We start from the raw sequence: 20,658 nt of genomic DNA, 5'->3' as shown, positions 1-20,658 counted from the left end.
GTAAATAGATCATTTACAGGCTTATATACGTATCCATTATTTTCAAATCATATAGATAAAAAGAAACCACGCAGGAGCGTGGTTTTTAAAATGGTGGCTATGACGAGACTTGAACTTGTGACCCCCGCATTATGAGTGCGGTGCTCTAACCAACTGAGCTACATAGCCGTAAACTGTGTGCGCATTATCTAGTGTTACGTGCAACGGGTCAAGTCTATGATCTTGAAAACAGAAGACATATGCGTGGTTTTTGCACAAACACCTAATTAACTGTATATTTTTAACTCAAAGCCTGTTCTGATAGCAATTTCCATCTCATCTTCCAGCTGATCTTGCTCTGAATACTTCTTTTCGGCTTAATGTTTTTCCCGATAAGACGCGTAGGAACAGCCAATGCACGCCACCATAATCATGATAATTGCCAGAATCTGATAAAGATTCAATGCTTCTCCCAAAATACACCATGCAGCTACAGCGCTAATCGCAGGTGAAGCGCTGAGTAACATCCCGAATACATGTGCAGCCAGTCTTTTCATCGCCACAATATCCAGCAAAAAAGGAATCATGCTTGAGAATAAGGACACAAATACGCAGGTAAAGAAAACCTTATAGGAGCTCACCACTAAATCTAGATGCTGAAAACCTACTGGAAGAGCACATAACGCCGCCACTAACATTCCGACGGCGACAGAACTGCCACCGGCAGAAGCGACTCGTCGTCCATAGATAATATACAACCCCCAGCAGATCGCCGCCGCCAATGCCAACCCCATGCCTTGGTAACTAAAATTCTGGTTAACGCCTCCTAATGGCAATATGACGATTCCAATCAATGCACATCCGGCCCACAGCAGGTCCTGCTTACGCTTGGACATTAACATCGCAACAGTCAACGGACCGAGAACTTCAATGGAAATTGCAATACCAACCGACATATAAGCAAAAGCCTTATAAACCAAAACATTCATTCCACTGATGAACATGCCGTAAATCACCAGATTGCGCCAGTTGGTCTGCTGATAGAACAATTGCCACGGCCTGAAAATAACACAGAGAAGAATGGCGGCTATGCCAAGACGAACCAACGCAACTGTTTCTGGGCCTAAAACCGCAAACAGGGTTTTGGCCACTGATGCCCCGATCTGTACAGACACCAACGATAATGTCGCAGCGAGAAATGCAATGCTTTGTCGCGAATCTAGTCCGACCATGACTACACCCCGTAATATAGAGATGCAATTTTAATTCACACACCTCCGTTTAATTCTGCAATTTTATGCAAGAATACGAGTAAATTACGCTTTATTATTATTCTTAGGATGAGAGATTTAATCGTGTCAGACATTTCATTGGATCAGTTCGATTATGCAATTTTAAGACAATTGCAACACGATAATAAAATGTCGCATCGGAAAATAGCCGAACTGGTCAATCTATCCCAAGCGTCAGTACAGCGGCGTATTGCCAGGCTTGAACAAGAACAGGTGATTGAGAAAAATTGTGCCGTACTCAACCCCAAAAAGTTTGGCGAAAAAATTACATCAATTATTGAAGTGCGTTTAGCAGAAGACCGTTCTATCGTGATGGATCGGGCCAAACAATATTTTGCCCATGTTGATGAGATCCAGCAGTGTTATTTCGTCAATGGTGGCGTTTCTTTTATTATCATTATGATTTCCGATACCTTATCCCATTTTGAGGCGTTGGTACGCAAGCACTTTGCAGATAATCAGGATGTCAGCACTTATCGGACACTGATCGTTTTAGATCGGGTCAAAGTCGGATTAGAGTTATCTATTTAAAAACAGCAGATAAAAAGAGACCACGCAGGAGCGTGGTCTATAAAATGGTGGCTATGACGAGACTTGAACTTGTGACCCCCGCATTATGAGTGCGGTGCTCTAACCAACTGAGCTACATAGCCGAAAACTGTGGGCGCATTATCTTAACTTTCGCTACACACGTCAAGCACAATTTTCAAAAAATTTAAGAAGTGGGCCTATAAGCCGGGTTCTGTCGAGGACGATCATTCCTCTAGGCGTACAATCACTCATACGCTCAAGCGACCTACCCGAATCCAGCACGGGCCGTGCCTCAGGATTCCTATTTGGTCTTGCTTCAGGTGGGGTTTACCTTGCCGTGAACTGTTACCAGACACGCGGTGCGCTCTTACCGCACCCTTTCACCCTTACCTCACGAATGAGGCGGTCTACTCTCTGCTGCACTTGCCGTCGGCTTTCGCCGCCCAGGCGTTACCTGGCACCTTGCCCTTTGAAGCCCGGACTTTCCTCCCCTGCTTCAGTCACGGAGACCTCCACAGCAGCGACCGTCCGGCCCACTTCGTGGCGCATCTTACCAAAGTTCGCTGTTAATTGCTTGCATTTTTTTGCGCAGTCAGCTTTTTATATTTCTCCATCAACTCATCATGCGATTCCACATGCTGAGGATCTAACGGAATACAGTCGACCGGGCAAAATAACTGACACTGTGGCTGATCATGATGTCCGATGCACTCTGTACAGAGTGCAGGATCAATCTCATAAATCAGCTCCCCCATATAAATGGCGTCATTGGGACAGACAGGTTCACAGACATCGCAGTTAATGCATTCATCTGTAATATATAAAGACACGTTACCAACCTTGTTGATGTTTACGTTCAAAGGCCTCGACCACAACGGCAGGCACAAATTTGTTTACATCACCTTTTAAACGGGCAATTTCTCTCACCAGTGTCGATGAAATAAATGAATATTGCTCAGATGGAGTTAAAAATACCGATTCAAAATGTGGATCAAGCTGACGATTCATATTGGCCAGTTGAAATTCATATTCAAAATCTGAAATTGCTCTTAAACCACGCAGTACTGCTGTCGCACGCTGTTCACGGAAAAAATTGACCAGTAAGCCATCAAAACCTACAAACTCAACATTGTTCAAATGACTGAGTGAGGCTTTTGCCAATTCAACACGCTCTTCTAAACTAAATACCGGATTTTTATGATGACCAATCGCAATGGCAACCACAACTTCATCAAACATTTTTGATGCTCTTGCAACCAAATCAACATGTCCATTGGTTATTGGATCAAAAGTCCCCGGATAAATCACACGTGTTTTAGACATGCGGTGTACTCTAGTGAATGAGATAAGGTGCGTATTTTAACAAATCTTCAGCCTAAACGCTAAATTCCTAAACATTGGAAAAAGATTGCGTTTTACGGCACAATAGAAGCAATTGTGGAAGTTTGAATTATGGCGCAAGCAACAGTTGTAAAAAAACATAATGGTGGCACGATTGCTCAAAACAAAAGAGCGCGCCACGATTACTTTATCGAAGAAAAATTTGAAGCAGGCATGTCTCTCCAAGGCTGGGAAGTAAAATCCCTACGCGCTGGGCGTATGAGCCTGACGGAAAGCTATGTCATTTTTAAAAATGGTGAAGCTTATTTATTTGGTTCACAAATTCAGCCGTTACTGTCTGCATCAACACATGTGGTTCCAGAAGCAACCCGCACCCGCAAGTTGCTGTTGTCTCGCCGTGAGCTGGAAAAGCTACTCGGTGCAGTCAATCAAAAAGGTTATTCATGTGTACCATTGGCATGTTACTGGAAAGGTCATCTGGTCAAGCTTGAAATTGCCTTAGTAAAAGGTAAGCAATTACATGACAAGCGTGCGACTGAAAAAGACCGTGACTGGCAGCGTGATAAAGCACGTATCCTACACAAATAAAAAAAACCTCCAATTGATGGAGGTTTTTTTTATTTCGATCTTCAACTTACACATGTTTGAGTCTTAACTCAGCCAGATATTGGCCAAACTTACGTGCTGTTTCCAGATCACCTTCTGGCGGCGTTACTTCAACACTGGCATTGTCTGATTGCGTCATTAAACCGAGAAAGCTCGACATCCGGTTAATATCCGATTGACCACGTCCAGTGGGCATAAACGGTAAACCTGCCCATAACATGCCATGCTGCATCGCAAATAAATTAATCTGCTGCAATACAGCCAGCTTATCACCGCTGAGTCCACCGCCATTGGTAAAACCGGCAGCCAGTTTGCCTTGCCAGGTACGTGCCAACCAGCGTTTGGAGGAATCTTCCATAAACTGTTTCAAGGCAGAAGTTAAGCTTCCCATATAGGTTGGACAGCCCATGACAATCACATCCGCCTGATCGAGCAAGTCCCATTGCGGTGCAGCCACAGACAACAGATGCACTTCGGCACCTGCCTGCTCTGCGCCCTGAGCAATGTATTGCGCAACTTTGGCCGTGTGCCCATAAGGGCTGTGATAGACCACACACACTTTGACCTGGGAAGAATTCAACTCAATAACAGACATGGAAAATTTAAAAAACCAAGGAATTAGATCAAGTTTAACATTTTTAAATGCGACAAGGCCAATCGGCAATGCAATGCCGGCAATTTATTGCATAAATACAAAGCTGGCCATGCGACCCGTTTTGGCATCACGGCGATAGGAAAAGTAATCCTCAGCTTGCTGATACGAACACTGATCACCCCCCAGCACCGTTTCCACGCCCAAACGCTTTAAGATAAAACGAGCGATTGCATACAGATCTGCCTGATATTTACCCTCGATCTGCCCTGCCATAAATGCAGATGCCAGTTCAGGATATTTCTCACAGAAAGCAGCCTTGACTTCTGCCCCGACTTCAAAACATGGCTGGCTGATAGCGGCGCCTAACCATGCCCAACTCGGCTGAGATTTCATTTCAGCGATTGTATTTTCCACGATGCCTGCCGCCAAACCGCGCCAGCCTGCATGCAGGTTGGCAACTTCAGTCCCTTCAGCATTGCCCAAGACCACAGGCAGACAGTCTGCTGTCATCATCATTAAGGCATGACCTGTACGTTGTGTGACCAGACCATCGCCCTCAAGGGCCACAAATGGAATTTGCTCATTCACGGTATGACAGATGGTGCTGTGGGTTTGCGTCATCCAGGTGATTTTATCCACGCCGAATTCACTCAGTTGATTCAGCAAGATCATACGATGTTGCTGAACACGCTGCGCCTCATCATTGACATGCAAAGCCAGATTGAACCCTGACAAACTCTGATTCGGCGTTGCGACTGTGTCTGGATGGTCAATGCGTGTTTGGCCGACAAAAACACCTTGAGGCAGACCTTGTACAAATTGCATAAATATCTCCAGAGCTCTCTTTTCTACCGTTAACCTCTCCCTTGCGGAACTATAATCGTTCCTCATCTCCTCAAAGAAGAGGGAATTTAAAGCACTGTAAGGCATTAAATTCACCAAAGTCTTCCACCTTTAAGGAGGAAGACTTAGAGGGAGCAAGCGCTTCAGTTAATAGGCTTCATTTTCACTGCGTAGCACTTCTACCAATTGCGTGAAGTCTTCTGGCCACGGCGCTTCAAACATCATTTCTTCGCCTGTGCGCGGATGCACCAGACCCAGTTTGGCTGCATGTAAGGCCTGACGCTTAAAGTTACGCAACATATTACTTAACTTTTCTGAAGCACCTGCAGGAAAACGTACACGGTTGATATATACCGGATCTCCAACCAGACCATGGCCTAAATAACTAAAATGGACGCGAATCTGGTGAGTACGCCCTGTTTCAAGCTGGGCCTGAACACGGGTAAAGTCACGGAAGCGCTCTTTCACATTATAGTGGGTCACCGCATCACGACCGCCTGGCAAGATTGCCATTTTGACACGATCCACCGGATGGCGTTTGATTGGCTCATCAATGGTGCCACCCGCAATGATATTGCCGTAGGCAATCAGATCATAAACGCGATAAACCGTTTTCTTTGCCAATTGCTTACTCAGTGAAAACTGAGCTTCCAGGTTTTTTGCCACCACCAGTAAACCACTGGTGTCTTTATCGATACGATGTACCAGACCGGCACGGGAAAGTTCGGCCAGTTTTGGCTCATGATAAAGCAATGCATTTACCAAAGTTCCAGATGGATTACCTGCACCCGGATGCACCACCATGCCGACTTCTTTATTGATCACGATAATGTCGTCATCTTCATAGACAATATTTAACGGAATGTTTTCTGGCTGGCTTGAAGTCTGCGCTTCAAGTTCAACTTCAAGTGTAAGAAGCTCATTTCCTTCACAGCGGTACTTTGGCTTCACAATGTTACCATTTACCAACAGATGGCCGTCTTTCATCCATTGCTTGAGTTTTTCCCGTGAAAACTCGCTCCACACCATTGCGGCAACCTGATCAATACGTTGCCCTAAATAGTTTTCATCGAGTTGAATTTGCAACGATAAACGTGTTGCAGTTGAGTCAGAATTATGATTATCTGCATCGACAGAATCTTCGAGTAAGAAATCTGTTTCAGAGATGTTTGAATTGGAAGATTGTGCTGAAGTCATTTGATGATCGGTACAAAAATGGTTTAATAGCACCATTGTAGCTCATTGCCCAGAATAACAGAGGAGTTTTTATGTCGCTACCACGTTATAAAATTACGGTGCTTGCACTATCTTTAGGTGTAGCGTCTGCATTTGTGGGCTGTAGCAGCAATCCAAGTAAGAAAGAAGTGGTTGATAAAGGACCACAATCAAGTGAACAAGTTTATTTTGAAAAAGCGCAGAAATCACTTGAACGCAATCAATATACCGACGCGGTCAAATCACTTGAAGCGTTAGATACCTACTATCCAACGGGACAATATACCCAACAGGCACAGCTTGAGCTTCTCTACGCGAAATTCAAACAGAAAGATTATGAAGGGACGATTGCGCTTGCAGAGCGTTTTATTCGTTTAAACCCGCAACACCCTAATGTTGACTATGCTTACTACGTGCGTGGCGTTGCCAACATGGAAATGAATTACGACAGCCTGATTCGTTACACTTCACTGCAGCAATCACACCGTGATGTCAGCTATGTCAAAGTGGCGTATCAGAACTTTGTTGACCTGATCCGTCGTTTCCCAAGTAGCCAATATTCAGTTGATGCCGCACAGCGCATGAAATTTATTGGTCAGGAACTGGCTGAAAGTGAAATGAATGCAGCGCGTTTCAACATTGAACGTAAAGCATGGCTGGCTGCCGCTGAACGCGCACAATGGGTGATTGAACATTATCCACAAACCCCGCAAACCCCTGAAGCTTTAGCCACTTTGGCTTATAGCTATCAAAAATTAGGTGATCAGGCGACCTCTCAACAATATGTTGAAATCCTAAAACTGAACTATCCGAATTTAGTTAAATCGAATGGTGAAGTGAATTTACGTGCAGCACGTAAAGAAGGTAGCTGGGTCAACCGTGCCACTTTAGGTCTGTTAGGACGTGAATCAAAAACTGTACAGGTGAAAGAACAAGCCAAAAGCGATACGGAACAACGCAGTTTAACCAACCGCTTAAGTTTCGGTCTACTGGATAAACCTGAAACTGAAGCAACCGTTGCGCCAGTACCTGTGGCTGCTCCGGAAGTACCAGCAGCAAGTACAGACAAACCAAGCTGGAAAAACCGTTTAAGCTTTGGCCTGTTAGACAAGCCGGAAGCAAAAACCACGACTGAGGACGATGCTGCAAACTAATTTGCAATCATCTGATACAGCAAACAGGCAAGTCTCCCTTGCCTGTTTTTTATTTTATGCAACAATGATTGCTGACATTTTTGCAGAGCAACGATGTTTTATTTTCTGTCTGAAATGGTTTAACGCACATGGCAATTCCACAGCATACGATTGATCAAATTCTGGATCGAACCGACATTGTCGATTTGATCGGTCAGCGTGTGAAGTTAAAAAAGACGGGCCGTACCTACTCCGGCTGCTGTCCATTTCATCAGGAAAAATCACCGTCTTTTCACGTCTATCGGGACAAGCAGTATTATCACTGCTTTGGTTGTCAGGCCAATGGCAATGCCATCCGTTTCCTGATGGATATCGACGGCCGTAACTTTGTCGATGTGATGAAAGAGCTGTCTAACAAGACCGGTGTCGACCTCCCCAAAGATAACCACGACAATAAAAAACTCTCTTATAAACGCAGTCCACAACAAGCTGCTGCTCCTCAACCGGTAAAACCTGCGCAAGAAAATCCAGTCGCACCACCTGTAGTCGACGAATTTATCGATGGACATTTTGTCGATATGGATCGGGTGATGGATGATCCGTTTGCCCAGTTTGATCCCTCATTCAGCATGGATGAGCCGGTACAGGAAGGTAATCTGTATGATCTGCTGGAGAATGTGGCGCAGTTTTATGAACGTCAGTTACCGAATAGTCAAAGAGCCCAACATTATTTCAGACAACGTGGCCTCTCGGCACAAACTATCCAGTTTTGGCGTTTAGGTTATGCACCAGAAGACTGGCAACATCTCGAAAAAGCCTTTCCACAAGATATTGAAGGCTTAAAACAGCTCGGCCTGATTCGCTCAAGCGACAGTGGCCGGGATTTTGACTTGTTACGTGAACGGGTGATTTTCCCGATTCGCGATCATAAAGGTCGTGTGGTCGGTTTTGGTGGTCGTGCACTGAATGACGAGATTAAACCGAAATATATCAACTCACCCGACTCAGAAGTGTTCCATAAAAACCAGTTGCTTTACGGTCTCTATGAAGGCCGTAAACTGAAAGCCAATGACTGGTTGATGGTGGAAGGTTATATGGACGTAATTGCACTACAGCAATACGGCATCAATGGCGCTGTCGCAACACTTGGAACAGCCAGTAATGCCGATCACTTAACCACGTTATTTAAACAAAACTCTAGAATTACCATTGCCTTTGACGGGGATGCCGCAGGACAAAAGGCCGCGCGCCGTACCTTGGAAATTGCACTACCGCTACTCAATGATGGTCGTGAATTAAAATTCTTTGTTTTGCCCAATGAACATGATCCTGACTCACTGATCCGCCGTGAAGGTCTGGAAAATTTCCAGAAACTACTACAGCAAGCGCCGCTGTTATCCGACTTTGTATTTGCCCATTTAACCGGACAGCATGATGTCAGCACACCTGAAGGCAAAAGTCTGGTGATGGGTGAACTGCGTGAATTGACTGAGTTGTTGCCTAAACATGGTTCATTCCGTTATTTGTTGAGTCAATCTTTCCGTGAAAAGCTAGGGTTAGGCAAACGTTTTACCCCGCAAGTCAGCCATGATGCTTCATTATCTTTTAACATCCAGACCAAAGATGAAGATTTTGCAGTGGCGATTTTGATGCACCATCCCTTCTTGTACATTCATTTTGAAGAATTACGCGCGGTGATTGATCAGGATGAACTGTTGGCAAAAATTTTAGCCGTATTGAATATTGTGTTTGATGAATTGCCTGATGATCAGGAACTGGCAACCTATTATGTGCTAGGTGCATGTAGTAATTATAGTCATGAACTGGCTGATATCATGCAACGCACTAATATTCAGTCATTAACTCAGGCACCTGAAATTGCAGATAAACTTGCTAAAGAATATGCATTGGGTTTACAAGAAAAATATCTGCGATTAAAACTTAAATCACCGATTTCCTTGATTGAATCACGCAATTTGCGTCAACAGCTGAATGAGTTGACCAAGCAGATTAGTTTGCGGTTGCTGTCTTAGTACCACAACCTTACTGTCTCGGTTTACGCTCATGCTCGAACACATCTTGTAAATGCTGCTGTAACCATTCGAAATAATCCGGATTTTCAGCTTTGGCGGCTTCTCTTAGCAAGATTGAAGTCGGGTGCATTAACTTCTGGGTTAAACGATGCGCGAACTCTTGTAAGACCTGCTCTGCGGCATGACCATGCTGTAATGACTCTAAGGCATGCGTCAATTCTTTCTGACTGATTTCTTCACTATGCTGACGATAGGCCTGAATGGTACCACTCGCCTCTTTGACTTTTTGCTGGGTCATCAACTGGGTAGCCAATTGATTAACCATAATCTCGGCTTCAACCGCTGCCTGACGACGTTGTGCCAGATTTTCATCAATCACACTTTGCAAATCATCAACGCCATACAAATACACGTTATCCAGTGATTCAACTTTGGGATCAATATCACGTGGCACCGCTAAATCGACCATCAGCATCTGTTGATAGCGACGTTTTTTCAATGCCGCTTTGACATCTGAATATTCAATCACTTGATGCAAACTACCTGTACAACTCGAGATGACATCTGCTCGATGCAAATTCTGTGCAAGTTCCGTAAAAGGAATAATTTCAACATCGACCTGATGGGCAATTTCCTGTGCCAGAACATCGGCACGTTCACGGCTACGGTTACAAATCAGGATCTTTGCCACCCCCATTTCAGCCAGATGTTTAGCGACTAAACTGTTCATCTCGCCCGCAGCCACCACCATTACAGTCAGTTTTTCTGGGCGACTAAATACTTGTAATGCCAACTGAGCAACGGCATAACCCATTGAAACGGCATGACTTCCGACAGAGGTTTCAGAACGGACCCGCTTGGCGGCATAAAAGGCATACTCAAAGACACTGTTCAGTTCAGGCGAAACGGTTTCTGCCTCTTTTGACAGCGCCAAGGCACTTTTTACCTGTCCCAAAATCTGCGGTTCACCCAACATCAGCGAATCCAGACCACTGGCTACACGCATCAAATGTGTAACAGCCTGAGCATTCTCGTAACGATAAACATGATGAATTAACTGTTTTACATCAATATTATTCACTTGGGCCAGCCAGTTCAGGACACTTTCCGCATCTTCTGTCATGGCATAGACTTCGGTGCGGTTGCAGGTCGACACCACCACAAGGTCATTCAAGGATGACTTCTGGTTTTGTTCAAGCAATAGCGCAGCTAATCGCTCTGCATTGAAAGCAATTTGTTCACGAAGTTCAACAGAAGCTGTTTGATGGTTGACACCCAATGCAAAGAAAGACATATCAGATCATCATTTCGCTAAATTTATGTTATTGTGCAACATCGGTGTCATAAAAAGCATTACTTTGGATCAATAAAAATTGCGTCAGCTATATCGCCGTACCCTTTTTAGCGGCAAGACGATTAGACGGTATTCTACCACAATCTTGTTGTTAGGTAGCATGAGCTCTTATGTCTCTGCACAAGCAATACACGACATGTATGCAGATAACAGCTTTGAAAATGCTTTACAACAAAGCATGATTGCTGAATTTTCTCTTGCTTATGATGATATTCCAACCGCTCTACACAATTATACCGTGCTTGCAATTCGTAGTAATTCAACCACAATCAAGCAGCGCGCCTTAGATGTTGCCTTAGAATATAATGACTTACAGTCTGCCTTGGACATTGCAACCCATTGGGTAGAGCAAGAACCCAAAGATGTACCAGCGTTATTCTATTTATCGCATATCGCGCTCAAAACGCATGAGTACGAGCTGGCTGCAAAAACATTGGATAAAATTTTAAATATTGATCCGACTGCCGATCTGGAAGAAATTTTAGCCGGGATTGCCCCCGAACAGGCTCAAGACCGCGAAGTGCTGTTAAATGCCCTGCGTGCCAGCGAAGAGCGTAACAACCCCTCTATTCTGGCCTTGATTGCAGGTTTAGAAGCGCAAGATGGTTTGTATGAACAAGCGCTTAAAAACATTAATCGGGCACTCAGAAAACGCTCGAAAACCACCAGTTTCATTTTAATGAAAGCCAATCTGCTCATGGCTTTGCAAGATGATGAAGAAACACAGAAATGGTTTGCCAAGGCAAGTCGCAAGAATAAAAACAATATTGATATTCGTCTGGCAGAAGCACGCTATTACATTCAGATCAACCAGCAGCAGCAAGCTTTAGACAAACTTGAAGATATCATTAAAGATCATCCCAAAGCCGAAGAAGCCCTGTTTATTGCAGGTTTGACCAGTATTGACCTGAAGCAATATGAAAAAGCCGAGCAATATCTGGTGGAATTGCGTTCATCGGCCAAATATCAAAATGAAGCCTATTACTATCTGGCGATCAATGCCCAGCGCAAACAGCATTATGAAACCGCCAAGGCTTATTATCGTCTGGTCGATGGTAGCCTGTATATCGTTTCCAGACGCAACATGATTGCAATTTTTGAGAAACAGGACCAGCTTAATGATGCCTTACGCTTTCTGACACAGGAACGTGTTAACTATCCGCAACATGCCAGTTTCCTCTATCAGGCACAGGCCGATATTCTGAAGAAAATGGATAACAAAAAGGCCGCTTTGGCGTTGCTGGATGAAGCCATCAAGAATTTGCCGGATGATCCGGAACTGATTTATGCCGAAGTCCTGTTACTCGACCCATACACAGATCGGGACAAATTAGACAAAACCTTAAAGCAATTGCTGGTGCTTGAGCCAAATAGCCCAACTTATCTAAATGCGTATGCCTACACCTTAGCTTTGCAAAACCGCCGCCTCAAGGAGGCGCGTAAATACGCCGAGATGGCACTGGATTTTGCACCTGAACAGGCATCGATTCTGGATACTCTGGGTTATATCGCTTTCTTACAAAATGATTTTGACACGGCTGCCAAAGTGCTCGGTCAGGCCTATTCGCTCAGTCAAAATGTCAATATTGGTATTCGCTATGCCAAAGCCTTGTATATGCAAGGCGCACTCACGCAATTTAGCGAGGTGTTACAGCAATTGAAACAAAAACATGCCAATGCCCCACAATTACAACAGCTTGATAGCTTAATCTTACCCATCACTGTAAAAAAGAGTTAAACCCATGCGCGTGTTTTCAAAATTATGCTTCGCCGTATGTAGCAGTAGCATTTTGTTTTTAACTGGTTGTCAGAGTCTGAGCCAGCCCAATAAAGTGATTGCTTCACCACAACTACAAGACGAAAATAATTTTAACCTGCAAGGCAAAATCGGTGTCCGCACACCGCAACAATCTGGCAGTGCATTTTTTACATGGGTACAGCAACAGGATCAGTTTGATATTGAGCTGACTGGTATCCTCGGCGTAGGTAAAACCCAGATTGAGGGCAAACCTGGTCAGGTCACCTTAAATAGCGCTAAAACAGGCTTGATTACGGCCACAACACCAGAAGAATTACTGGAAAAAGCAACCGGTTGGCAAGCGCCGATTATGCATCTTGCATACTGGATTCAAGCCAAACCCGCAACCCAGAATGCTCAAGTCAGTAAAGATGAGCAAAATCGTCTTAAACAGCTGATTGAAGATGGCTGGACTGTAGATTTCAGTTATAACGATGCACAAACGCTTCCGAATAAGCTTTTGTTGAAGCAAGCTCTTGCAGACGGTAAAGAAAACCGTATTACAATGGTGATTCAAAACCGATAATTTTTTAGATTATTTTTTATGATTAGAGTGCCTTCCCCCGCCAAGCTGAATTTGTTTCTGCATATCACCGGTCGTCGTGACAATGGTTATCATGAATTACAGACCATTTTTCAGTTGATTGATTTATACGACTGGATGACTTTTGAACCGCATGCGGAAGAAAATATTCAGATTGAAGGTCTGGCAGAAGTACGACTCGAACAGAATTTAATCTATCGCGCTGCACAGTTATTACGTCCGCATGCCAAAAAACCATGTGGGCTGAATATCCGGATTGAAAAAAATATTCCGATGGGTGCTGGGCTGGGTGGCGGTTCGTCCAATGCCGCGACCACCCTGATTGTGCTGAACCAGCTCTGGCAATGTGGCTTAAACGAGCAACAACTCGCCGACTATGGTGTACAGCTGGGTGCGGATGTTCCGATCTTTGTTTTTGGCCGCAATGCTTGGGCTGAAGGCATCGGTGAACATTTATCATTCATAGACTTAGCTCAAAAAAAATTCATAATCCTGAAACCTGACTGTTTTATCAGCACTCAACAGCTTTTTTCGCAAAAAACATTGACAAGAGACTCTAAGATCACTAAATTTTGCGCCTATCAGATAGAACCTTCTAATTTTGGAAATAACTTTGAACCTCTGGCTCGACAGTTATACCCTGAAGTAGAAGAAGCAATGCAGTATTTAGATCAGTTTGGTCGAGCAAAGCTTACAGGTACAGGTGCTTGTGTTTTTATTGAAGTAACCGGTGAAATGGATACAGCGCAAATTTTGCAAAACTCGCCTTGTAAATCTTACTTGGTCAACAGTTTAGCAGAGTCTCCGTTAAGACATTTCTCAGTTACACGTTAGGGGCGTCGCCAAGTGGTAAGGCACCGGGTTTTGATCTCGGCATCCGTTGGTTCGAATCCAGCCGCCCCTGCCAATTTTCACCTGTAGATGTATATGTAATAGGGGCGTCGCCAAGTGGTAAGGCACCGGGTTTTGATCTCGGCATCCGTTGGTTCGAATCCAGCCGCCCCTGCCATTACATATCATCGAATTTAGGGGCGTCGCCAAGTGGTAAGGCACCGGGTTTTGATCTCGGCATCCGTTGGTTCGAATCCAGCCGCCCCTGCCATATCTTTAGACAGACTTGTTTTGTATCGATATTTGCTCAAATATATTGACATTGTCCTATAAAACGATTAAAGTTCTGCCGCATTAGGGGCGTCGCCAAGTGGTAAGGCACCGGGTTTTGATCTCGGCATCCGTTGGTTCGAATCCAGCCGCCCCTGCCATATAATAGATTGTTTCCAAATTACCCGTTGGAAAAATTAAAAATTTTTCCCTTGCGCTCGGTCGAAGCATAGCTTCGCTTAACCCTCGCTCAGGTGCTTCATGCCCAATCTTGTCGTTTTTAGTGGAAGTGCTCATCCACAGTTCGCCCAAAAAGTCGTAAGCCATTTACATATCCCACTCGGTGCTGCTTCTGTAAGCAAGTTCTCTGATGGGGAAATTTCAGTTGAAATTACTGAAAATGTTCGTGGTAAAGACGTTTTTATCGTCCAATCTACTTGTGCCCCAACCAATGATAACCTGATGGAAATCTTGGTGATGGCGGATGCTTTGCGTCGCGCAAGTGCTGGTCGTATCACTGCCGTCATTCCTTACTTCGGTTATGCCCGTCAGGATCGTCGTCCACGTTCTGCACGTGTACCGATCACTGCCAAAGTTGTTGCAGACATGCTAACAACTGTAGGTATTGACCGTGTAGTCATGATTGACTTACACGCAGACCAAATTCAAGGCTTCTTTGATATCCCGGTTGACAACATTTACGGTACGCCAGCGTTATTGGCTGACTTACGTCAACAACAACATCATAATCTCGTTGTGGTTTCACCTGACGTTGGTGGTGTTGTTCGTGCCCGTGCTGTTGCCAAGCAAATGGGTGATATCGATTTAGCCATCATTGATAAACGTCGCCAAAAAGCAAATGAATCACAAGTGATGCATTTGATTGGTGATGTAAAAGATCGTGACTGTGTCATCGTTGATGATATGGTCGATACAGCAGGTACGCTTTGCAAAGCTGCCGATGCACTAAAACAATTTGGTGCTCGTCGTGTTGTTGCTTATGCAACCCACCCTGTTTTATCTGGCAAAGCCATTGATAACCTTCGTAATTCTGTGATTGATGAACTGGTTGTTACAGACACCATTCCACTTTCAGATGACGCCTTGAGCCTCGGCAAAATTCGCCAGGTTTCGGTTGCGAGCATGGTTGCTGAAACAATTCGTCGTATTAACAACGAAGAATCTATTAGCGCAATGTTCGATAGTTATCTATAATAGCCCAGCTTTTTTTCTTAAACCCTAGCTCGCTAGGGTTTTTCTATCACTAAACTGGTCGCAAGTTTAGTTCATTAAACTCCATTGAGGATATGCCCATGGCAAACTTCGTATTAAACGCTCAAGCACGTGAAGTCGCACAACAAGGGAAAGGTTCGAGCCGCCGCCTTCGTCACGCTTCACAAATTCCAGCAATCATCTACGGTGGTAGCGCTGAGCCTGTAGCAATCACTTTAGAGCTTCGCGAAATCGTTAAAGCTTTAGAAAACAATGCTTTCTTCGAAGAAGTGATCGAAATCAAAATCGGTGACAAAGTTGAAAACGTTAAAATCCAAGCGTTACAACGTCACCCAGCGAAAAACACACCTATGCACGCTGACTTCAAACGCGCATAAGTGTTAAAGGCGTAAATTAGTGTCAAATATTTCGCTAATTGTCGGTTTGGGCAACCCTGGAAAGGAATATGCCCAAACCCGCCATAATGCAGGCTTCTGGTTCGTTGAACAGCTTGCAGACCGTTATGGCATTTCCCTAAAAGCTGATCCTAAATTTCATGGATACAGCGGTCGTGGTCAAATTGAAGGTCGCGACGTACGTCTCTTACTTCCCACCACTTTTATGAACCGTTCTGGTCAAAGTGTTGTCCCTTTTGCCAAATTTTATCAGGTTGCACCAGAAGCAATTTTAATTGCCCATGATGAACTGGATATGGACCCTGGCATCATCCGTTTAAAAACAGGTGGCGGACACGGCGGACATAATGGTCTGCGTGATATCGTTCCGCATATCGGTGCAAATTTCCATCGCTTACGTATTGGCATTGGACATCCAGGTTCCAAAGAACGTGTTTCTGGTCATGTGCTCGGCAAAGCGCCTAGTAGTGAACAAGCTCTAATGGATGCAGCAATTGATCATGCCTTATCAAAAGTGAAAATGCTTGTTGACGGACAAGTATCACAGGCAATGAATCAAATTAATGCTTACAAACCCGCTTAAACTGAATTGTTGATCAATCACGCTTGCCATATTGCATTTTTAGGCGCAAAATGCGCATCAAACCGCCCCTAGCCCGCGGAAAACGTGACAAGTCAACCATAAGATAATCATCTTAGGTCTTACTCAGGAGACGCTAGCCATGCTATCTCGTTTATTAAAATGTAAAATTCACCGTGCAGTTGTGACGCATGCAGAGCTTCATTATGAAGGTTCTTGTGCAATTGATGGCGTATTAATGGACTTGGCAGGAATTCGTGAATACGAAGAAATCCACGTATGGAACGTTACGAATGGCAAACGTTTCACCACTTATGCAATCCGTGGTGAAGACGACTCAGGCATTATCTCGGTCAATGGTGGCGCAGCCCATCAAGCTGATGTGGGTGATCTAGTGATTATCGCAACTTTTGGTGATTTTACTGAAGTTGAAGCCAATCTTCACAAACCACGTCTGGTATATGCAAACCCGGACAATACCGTGAATCACACCGCAAACTGTATTCCGGTACAAATTGCATAAAGCATAAAAGATTCCTAAAAAGCCATGAGCCGCGAATGAAGCTGCTCGTGGCTTTTTTATTGGCACCTCAAATCCTCCTCCCCTATTCGCATAAAATCAGTCCTGCTTCAGCTCAAGCCTAGTTTTACGCAAACAGACTTGAAAAACATCGCCAGGCTTTGTTTAATAAACAGACAATAACGATAATTTGATCAATATGGATATGCTTAATATTCTCAGCAAAGTCAGCCTCTTTGCTGAATTGGATGGTTCAACACTTGAGAGCTTGATTCCCGCTTGCCATATTCGTCATCTACAAACTGGACAACAACTGTATTGTGCCCATGATATTGCCGATCATGTTTATATTGTGATTTATGGGCGGGTCAAGCTCACCACCACAACCAGCGTGTTGACTTACTATGGCCGTCATGAACTGGTTGGCGAAACCGGTGTGATTTCCAATCAGCCACATCATTGCACAGTCAATGCAGTTCGGGACACTGCTCTCATTGGCATTCCACAACAACAATTTCTGGATTTCATCCATCAGCATCCTAAAGTCCTGTTCGCTTTATCCCGGCTGATCATTCATCGCTCGCAATCCGAACAGCAGCATAGTCATGCCATGGGCAGTAGCCGAACGCTCTCTGTTATTCCTGTCTCGGCCCATATCCCTGCCACCCATTTGGCAGAAAAACTGACTGAACATTTACAGCGCTGGCCGCATGTTCGCTTGGTGTCAGCAGCACATGTCGATGCCCTGTTTGGGGCTGGTTTTAGTCAAACTCCACTAGATTATAGTGCTGAAGATTTACAACTCAGACAGTGGCTTGCCAGCTTGGAAGAAAAACATTGCTATGTCCTGTATGCTGCCGATAATAGTGAAGATGAATGGTCAAAACGCTGTTTACATCAGGCGGACCGAATTCTGATTCTGGCAGAAGCCAATCAGCCCCCAACTCGAACCCCACTCTCGCATGTGCTCAGTCAACATGACTGGCAAAGCCCGATTGAATTGGTTTTGCTACGTTCTGAAGGTGATCCTTCTCCCCACACCCTATTATGGAAGCAGCTTTATCATGCCCGCGCCCACTATTTTGTCCATCCTTGGGCGCAAAATGATATCTGTGCGGTGGCGCGCCAGATTTCCAGTCAGGGGGTTGGGTTGGTGCTGGGTGGCGGCGGTGCACGAGGATTCGCGCATATCGGTTTGATTCGCGCCCTAGAACAGCTACATATCCCGATTGATATTGTCGGTGGAACCAGTATGGGCGCATTTATTGCGGCGCTGGTGGCGTGTGGTTTTGACAGTGTCGAGATGACGCATATCGCCTATGAGACTTTTGTGGCACGTAACTATCTGAATGATTACACCATGCCTCGGGTTTCCCTGATTCGGGGACAGCGTTTCCATAGTCGCCTGCATGCCATCTTTGGGCAACGGCGGATTGAAGAACTCAGACAGACCTATTACTGCATCTCCACCAATCTGACCACCGGACAGGCGGTCATTCATGATCAGGGGGAACTTGCCACCTGGGTTGGCACCAGTATGAGTGTGCCAGGCGTTGCCCCCCCTGTGGCCTGGCATGAAAATCTGCTCTGCGATGGCGGTGTGATCAATAACCTGCCCACCGATGTCATGCAAAATCTGGAAAGAGGCACCATTATTGCCAGCAATGTCAGCTTGCATGATGATATTCGCGTTCCCGGTATCGGACTGGAAGAACCCGATCAGAGTGCCCTGCTCAACTGGAATAAAATTATTAAAGATAAGCTGTTACACGCACCACGACTGGCTGAGATCCTGATGCGTACTGCGACCCTTGCCAGCGATACCATGATTCAAAGTGCAGCGATTGAACGGGCGAATTTACACATTCGTATGCCGATTGAAGGAATTGGCATGTTTGACTGGCATAAACTGGATGAACTGGTCGAACGCGGATATGAACATGCGCTCGAAATGCTATTGCCTATTCGGGATACACTCCCCTCATCTTGAATTCAGCTTCCCGATCTGGTCATAGCGGACTGAATCTGGTAACGCTCCAGCAATGTATCTAAATATTGATAGGTTTCAGGATCTAGCTGCTGCATATAGCCATCAAGGATACGATGGCACTCCTGCTGCTTTGCGACAGGCATGCGCCGCATGATGTCAAATGTCACTTCCCATTGGGAACGCAACAACGAAGCATAGGCAATATGATGCAGGACCTGCTCATCAATTTGTGCAATCGCGCAGGCGACTACGTCTCTGGCCTCATCTTGCATATAATTGACAATTACCAGCATATCCGTCCATAAATCACAACGGTCAGCCGCCTCAACAATACTCTGAATAATCTCGACCCGTCTTAAGGCCGGCAAATTAGCAACGAAATGCTGGGCTTGTGCTGACAGGCAAGCCACCACCGGTAGCATATCTTCCCACAACTGATCTTCTTGCGCAGCCTGAATAATGGCATTGATTACAGGCTCGCCTTGCAGAACCGCCAGATCACCCAGCTCCTGCTTCAACCCATAACTGATGTAACTCATCAAGGCCAAAACTTTTGGCCAGATGAGCCGCTGTGCCGGATCGCCAATAATCAATAACGCTTTCTCGATCCGCTGTTTCGGTAAGACATGCACCAGATGGTCAATTTGCTCGCGTGACTCAATAAAAAATGCAATTTCCAGCAAGTCACTTTCACTCTCGACCACTTGCGCCACATCTTGTAATACCGCATCGGACAGCATACTGACGAAACGGCCTATGGTAACAAAGTCACGTTGTTCCAGTAGAACTCGGGTAATCTCTGTAATCTGATGCGTGGTGAGATAGCCCAACAATTCTCTTGCCAAGCGTGGGTCGAGATACACCGAGATAGCAGCTACAGTTTTGGCAGGCAGATGCTTCACAATGCGATAAGAACTTTCTGTCGATAAATACACGGCAATTTGTGCCACGATAAATGGCTCTAAGCAGTGTTTGACCATAAAAACACTGATCCAGCGCGGCAACCAGCTTACCCAGGCAGCCAAATAACGGAAGCGTTTTTTCTGCTGATTTTGTAATCGTTCTAATATCGCAAAACGGAATTGTCTTAAATTTTCTGGTGCCAAAGGCTGCAAAAAGGCTAATTCAGCTTCGGTGACCTTCAAGATGCGCGCCAATTTGATAAGCTCTGCCTGCACCGCAAGTCGAGTCATAAGCTTACTCCCTAGACTTTATCTCGGAACAGCCAACGTAGAAAAAAAGGAGTTTGATACAAACTCTGATTCATTTTCTGATCTTCATGTTCTAGGGTATGTTGTAATTGTTGGTTGAGCCAGGCCAGCTCCTGCGGGTTTAATTGAGAAAATGCCTTCAGGCTCATGACAGGCCGATGTAATTGTTGTGCTAGCTGTTCCAGCTCGGTTTTATCTGTCTTTTCCATGATAGAACCTACTCCAGATTATTGTTGTTTTATCTTTTCAGTCTATGCTCAATTGAAATGGATTACCAGTTGCACTGATCATGATAGAAAGTAGCGTCAAGTCTCAGCAGTTTTCTTCATTTTTATAGAACGATACATTCTATAAAAAGTTGCCT

General features: G+C 44.9%; 21 protein-coding genes, 6 tRNA genes and 1 other RNA gene. 16 read left to right on the top strand and 12 right to left on the bottom strand.

The genetic code is table 11. The features are described 5' to 3' along the window. Window positions 1–91 precede the first annotated feature (91 nt). Both JO943_RS15995 and JO943_RS15990 read right to left on the bottom strand, forming a co-directional pair. A tRNA-Met gene (locus tag JO943_RS15995) sits at window positions 92–168 on the bottom strand. A gap of 188 nt (window positions 169–356) precedes the next feature. After that, on the bottom strand, window positions 357–1,211 hold the full coding sequence (locus JO943_RS15990) for an EamA family transporter (RefSeq protein ID WP_202741291.1): 855 nt from the start codon (window positions 1,209–1,211) through the stop codon (window positions 357–359). 123 nt (window positions 1,212–1,334) lie between these two features. Between JO943_RS15990 and JO943_RS15985 the strand changes: the two genes are divergently transcribed. After that, window positions 1,335–1,802, top strand: coding sequence for an Lrp/AsnC family transcriptional regulator (locus tag JO943_RS15985; RefSeq protein ID WP_009507109.1), 468 nt, complete (start codon window positions 1,335–1,337; stop codon window positions 1,800–1,802). A 45-nt stretch (window positions 1,803–1,847) separates the two neighbouring features. Here JO943_RS15985 and JO943_RS15980 read toward each other — a convergent pair. The 4 genes from JO943_RS15980 to coaD all read right to left on the bottom strand — a co-directional run bounded on the left by JO943_RS15980 (window position 1,848) and on the right by coaD (window position 3,125). Continuing rightward, window positions 1,848–1,924, bottom strand: a tRNA-Met gene (locus JO943_RS15980). Between the two features lie 62 nt (window positions 1,925–1,986). Continuing rightward, window positions 1,987–2,342: RNase P RNA component class A (gene rnpB, locus JO943_RS15975), an RNA gene on the bottom strand. Between the two features lie 26 nt (window positions 2,343–2,368). Next, complete coding sequence (locus tag JO943_RS15970; protein WP_005229038.1) at window positions 2,369–2,632, bottom strand: YfhL family 4Fe-4S dicluster ferredoxin; 264 nt, start codon at window positions 2,630–2,632, stop codon at window positions 2,369–2,371. 1 nt (window position 2,633) lies between these two features. Beyond that, window positions 2,634–3,125 (bottom strand): pantetheine-phosphate adenylyltransferase, encoded by a 492-nt coding sequence (gene coaD / locus JO943_RS15965; protein ID WP_004770918.1) that lies wholly within the window; start codon window positions 3,123–3,125, stop codon window positions 2,634–2,636. 129 nt (window positions 3,126–3,254) lie between these two features. Between coaD and smpB the strand changes: the two genes are divergently transcribed. Beyond that, on the top strand, window positions 3,255–3,731 hold the full coding sequence (smpB, locus tag JO943_RS15960) for an SsrA-binding protein SmpB (RefSeq protein ID WP_005229036.1): 477 nt from the start codon (window positions 3,255–3,257) through the stop codon (window positions 3,729–3,731). A gap of 46 nt (window positions 3,732–3,777) precedes the next feature. Here smpB and JO943_RS15955 read toward each other — a convergent pair whose 3' ends face one another. From JO943_RS15955 to rluD, 3 genes are all read right to left on the bottom strand, one after another. Beyond that, a complete protein-coding gene (locus JO943_RS15955) occupies window positions 3,778–4,344 on the bottom strand; it encodes a flavodoxin family protein (RefSeq protein ID WP_005283927.1) in 567 nt (188 codons plus the stop codon). 84 nt (window positions 4,345–4,428) lie between these two features. Then, complete coding sequence (gene pgeF / locus JO943_RS15950; protein WP_005229034.1) at window positions 4,429–5,169, bottom strand: peptidoglycan editing factor PgeF; 741 nt, start codon at window positions 5,167–5,169, stop codon at window positions 4,429–4,431. A 165-nt stretch (window positions 5,170–5,334) separates the two neighbouring features. Next, entirely contained in the window at window positions 5,335–6,384 is a 1,050-nt protein-coding gene (rluD, locus tag JO943_RS15945; protein ID WP_032868283.1) for a 23S rRNA pseudouridine(1911/1915/1917) synthase RluD, read from the bottom strand. Window positions 6,385–6,455: 71 nt separating this feature from the next. Here rluD and JO943_RS15940 point away from each other — a divergent pair, with 71 nt between their 5' ends. Further along, entirely contained in the window at window positions 6,456–7,556 is a 1,101-nt protein-coding gene (locus tag JO943_RS15940) for an outer membrane protein assembly factor BamD (protein ID WP_202741290.1), read from the top strand. 128 nt (window positions 7,557–7,684) lie between these two features. Then, a complete protein-coding gene (locus JO943_RS15935; protein ID WP_005229031.1) occupies window positions 7,685–9,568 on the top strand; it encodes a DNA primase in 1,884 nt (627 codons plus the stop codon). A 10-nt stretch (window positions 9,569–9,578) separates the two neighbouring features. Here JO943_RS15935 and hemA read toward each other — a convergent pair whose 3' ends face one another. Next, on the bottom strand, window positions 9,579–10,862 hold the full coding sequence (gene hemA / locus JO943_RS15930) for a glutamyl-tRNA reductase (RefSeq protein WP_005229030.1): 1,284 nt from the start codon (window positions 10,860–10,862) through the stop codon (window positions 9,579–9,581). Window positions 10,863–10,941: 79 nt separating this feature from the next. On the opposite strand from hemA, the gene JO943_RS15925 reads away from it, so the two are divergent. The 12 genes from JO943_RS15925 to JO943_RS15870 all read left to right on the top strand — a co-directional run bounded on the left by JO943_RS15925 (window position 10,942) and on the right by JO943_RS15870 (window position 19,083). Next, entirely contained in the window at window positions 10,942–12,660 is a 1,719-nt protein-coding gene (locus JO943_RS15925) for a tetratricopeptide repeat protein (RefSeq protein ID WP_202741289.1), read from the top strand. Window positions 12,661–12,664: 4 nt separating this feature from the next. Then, window positions 12,665–13,246 carry a lipoprotein insertase outer membrane protein LolB gene (lolB, locus tag JO943_RS15920; protein ID WP_032874719.1) on the top strand — a complete coding sequence of 194 codons (582 nt, stop codon included), beginning with the start codon at window positions 12,665–12,667 and terminating at the stop codon, window positions 13,244–13,246. Window positions 13,247–13,264: 18 nt separating this feature from the next. Further along, window positions 13,265–14,098, top strand: a complete 834-nt coding sequence (ispE, locus tag JO943_RS15915) for a 4-(cytidine 5'-diphospho)-2-C-methyl-D-erythritol kinase (RefSeq protein ID WP_202741288.1) — start codon at window positions 13,265–13,267, stop codon at window positions 14,096–14,098. Next, window positions 14,097–14,171: transfer RNA gene (locus JO943_RS15910), tRNA-Gln, on the top strand. The genes ispE and JO943_RS15910 overlap by 2 nt, the downstream gene beginning before the upstream one ends. A 27-nt stretch (window positions 14,172–14,198) precedes the next feature. Then, window positions 14,199–14,273: transfer RNA gene (locus JO943_RS15905), tRNA-Gln, on the top strand. A gap of 18 nt (window positions 14,274–14,291) precedes the next feature. Further along, window positions 14,292–14,366, top strand: a tRNA-Gln gene (locus JO943_RS15900). A gap of 85 nt (window positions 14,367–14,451) precedes the next feature. Next, window positions 14,452–14,526, top strand: a tRNA-Gln gene (locus JO943_RS15895). A 100-nt stretch (window positions 14,527–14,626) separates the two neighbouring features. Next, window positions 14,627–15,580, top strand: coding sequence for a ribose-phosphate pyrophosphokinase (locus tag JO943_RS15890; protein WP_202741287.1), 954 nt, complete (start codon window positions 14,627–14,629; stop codon window positions 15,578–15,580). A 98-nt stretch (window positions 15,581–15,678) separates the two neighbouring features. Next, a complete protein-coding gene (rplY, locus tag JO943_RS15885; protein ID WP_005229026.1) occupies window positions 15,679–15,975 on the top strand; it encodes a 50S ribosomal protein L25 in 297 nt (98 codons plus the stop codon). A gap of 19 nt (window positions 15,976–15,994) precedes the next feature. Beyond that, window positions 15,995–16,576, top strand: a complete 582-nt coding sequence (pth, locus tag JO943_RS15880) for an aminoacyl-tRNA hydrolase (RefSeq protein WP_005229025.1) — start codon at window positions 15,995–15,997, stop codon at window positions 16,574–16,576. A 139-nt stretch (window positions 16,577–16,715) separates the two neighbouring features. Next, a complete protein-coding gene (gene panD / locus JO943_RS15875) occupies window positions 16,716–17,096 on the top strand; it encodes an aspartate 1-decarboxylase (protein WP_004655255.1) in 381 nt (126 codons plus the stop codon). A gap of 196 nt (window positions 17,097–17,292) precedes the next feature. Beyond that, window positions 17,293–19,083: a patatin-like phospholipase family protein gene (locus tag JO943_RS15870; RefSeq protein WP_202741286.1), complete on the top strand. Its 1,791-nt coding sequence runs from the start codon at window positions 17,293–17,295 to the stop codon at window positions 19,081–19,083. Window positions 19,084–19,085: 2 nt separating this feature from the next. Here JO943_RS15870 and JO943_RS15865 read toward each other — a convergent pair whose 3' ends face one another. Then, entirely contained in the window at window positions 19,086–20,276 is a 1,191-nt protein-coding gene (locus JO943_RS15865; protein WP_202741285.1) for a hypothetical protein, read from the bottom strand. An 11-nt stretch (window positions 20,277–20,287) separates the two neighbouring features. Then, window positions 20,288–20,503, bottom strand: a complete 216-nt coding sequence (locus tag JO943_RS15860) for a hypothetical protein (protein WP_202741284.1) — start codon at window positions 20,501–20,503, stop codon at window positions 20,288–20,290. Window positions 20,504–20,658 lie beyond the last annotated feature (155 nt).

It is taken from the genome of Acinetobacter sp. 'aerobic (ED)' (assembly GCF_904886855.1).
In the GTDB taxonomy this organism is placed as follows: domain Bacteria; phylum Pseudomonadota; class Gammaproteobacteria; order Pseudomonadales; family Moraxellaceae; genus Acinetobacter; species Acinetobacter courvalinii.
Note: the sequence above shows the minus strand (reverse complement) of the source record. Positions and strands in the feature narration are given on the sequence as shown.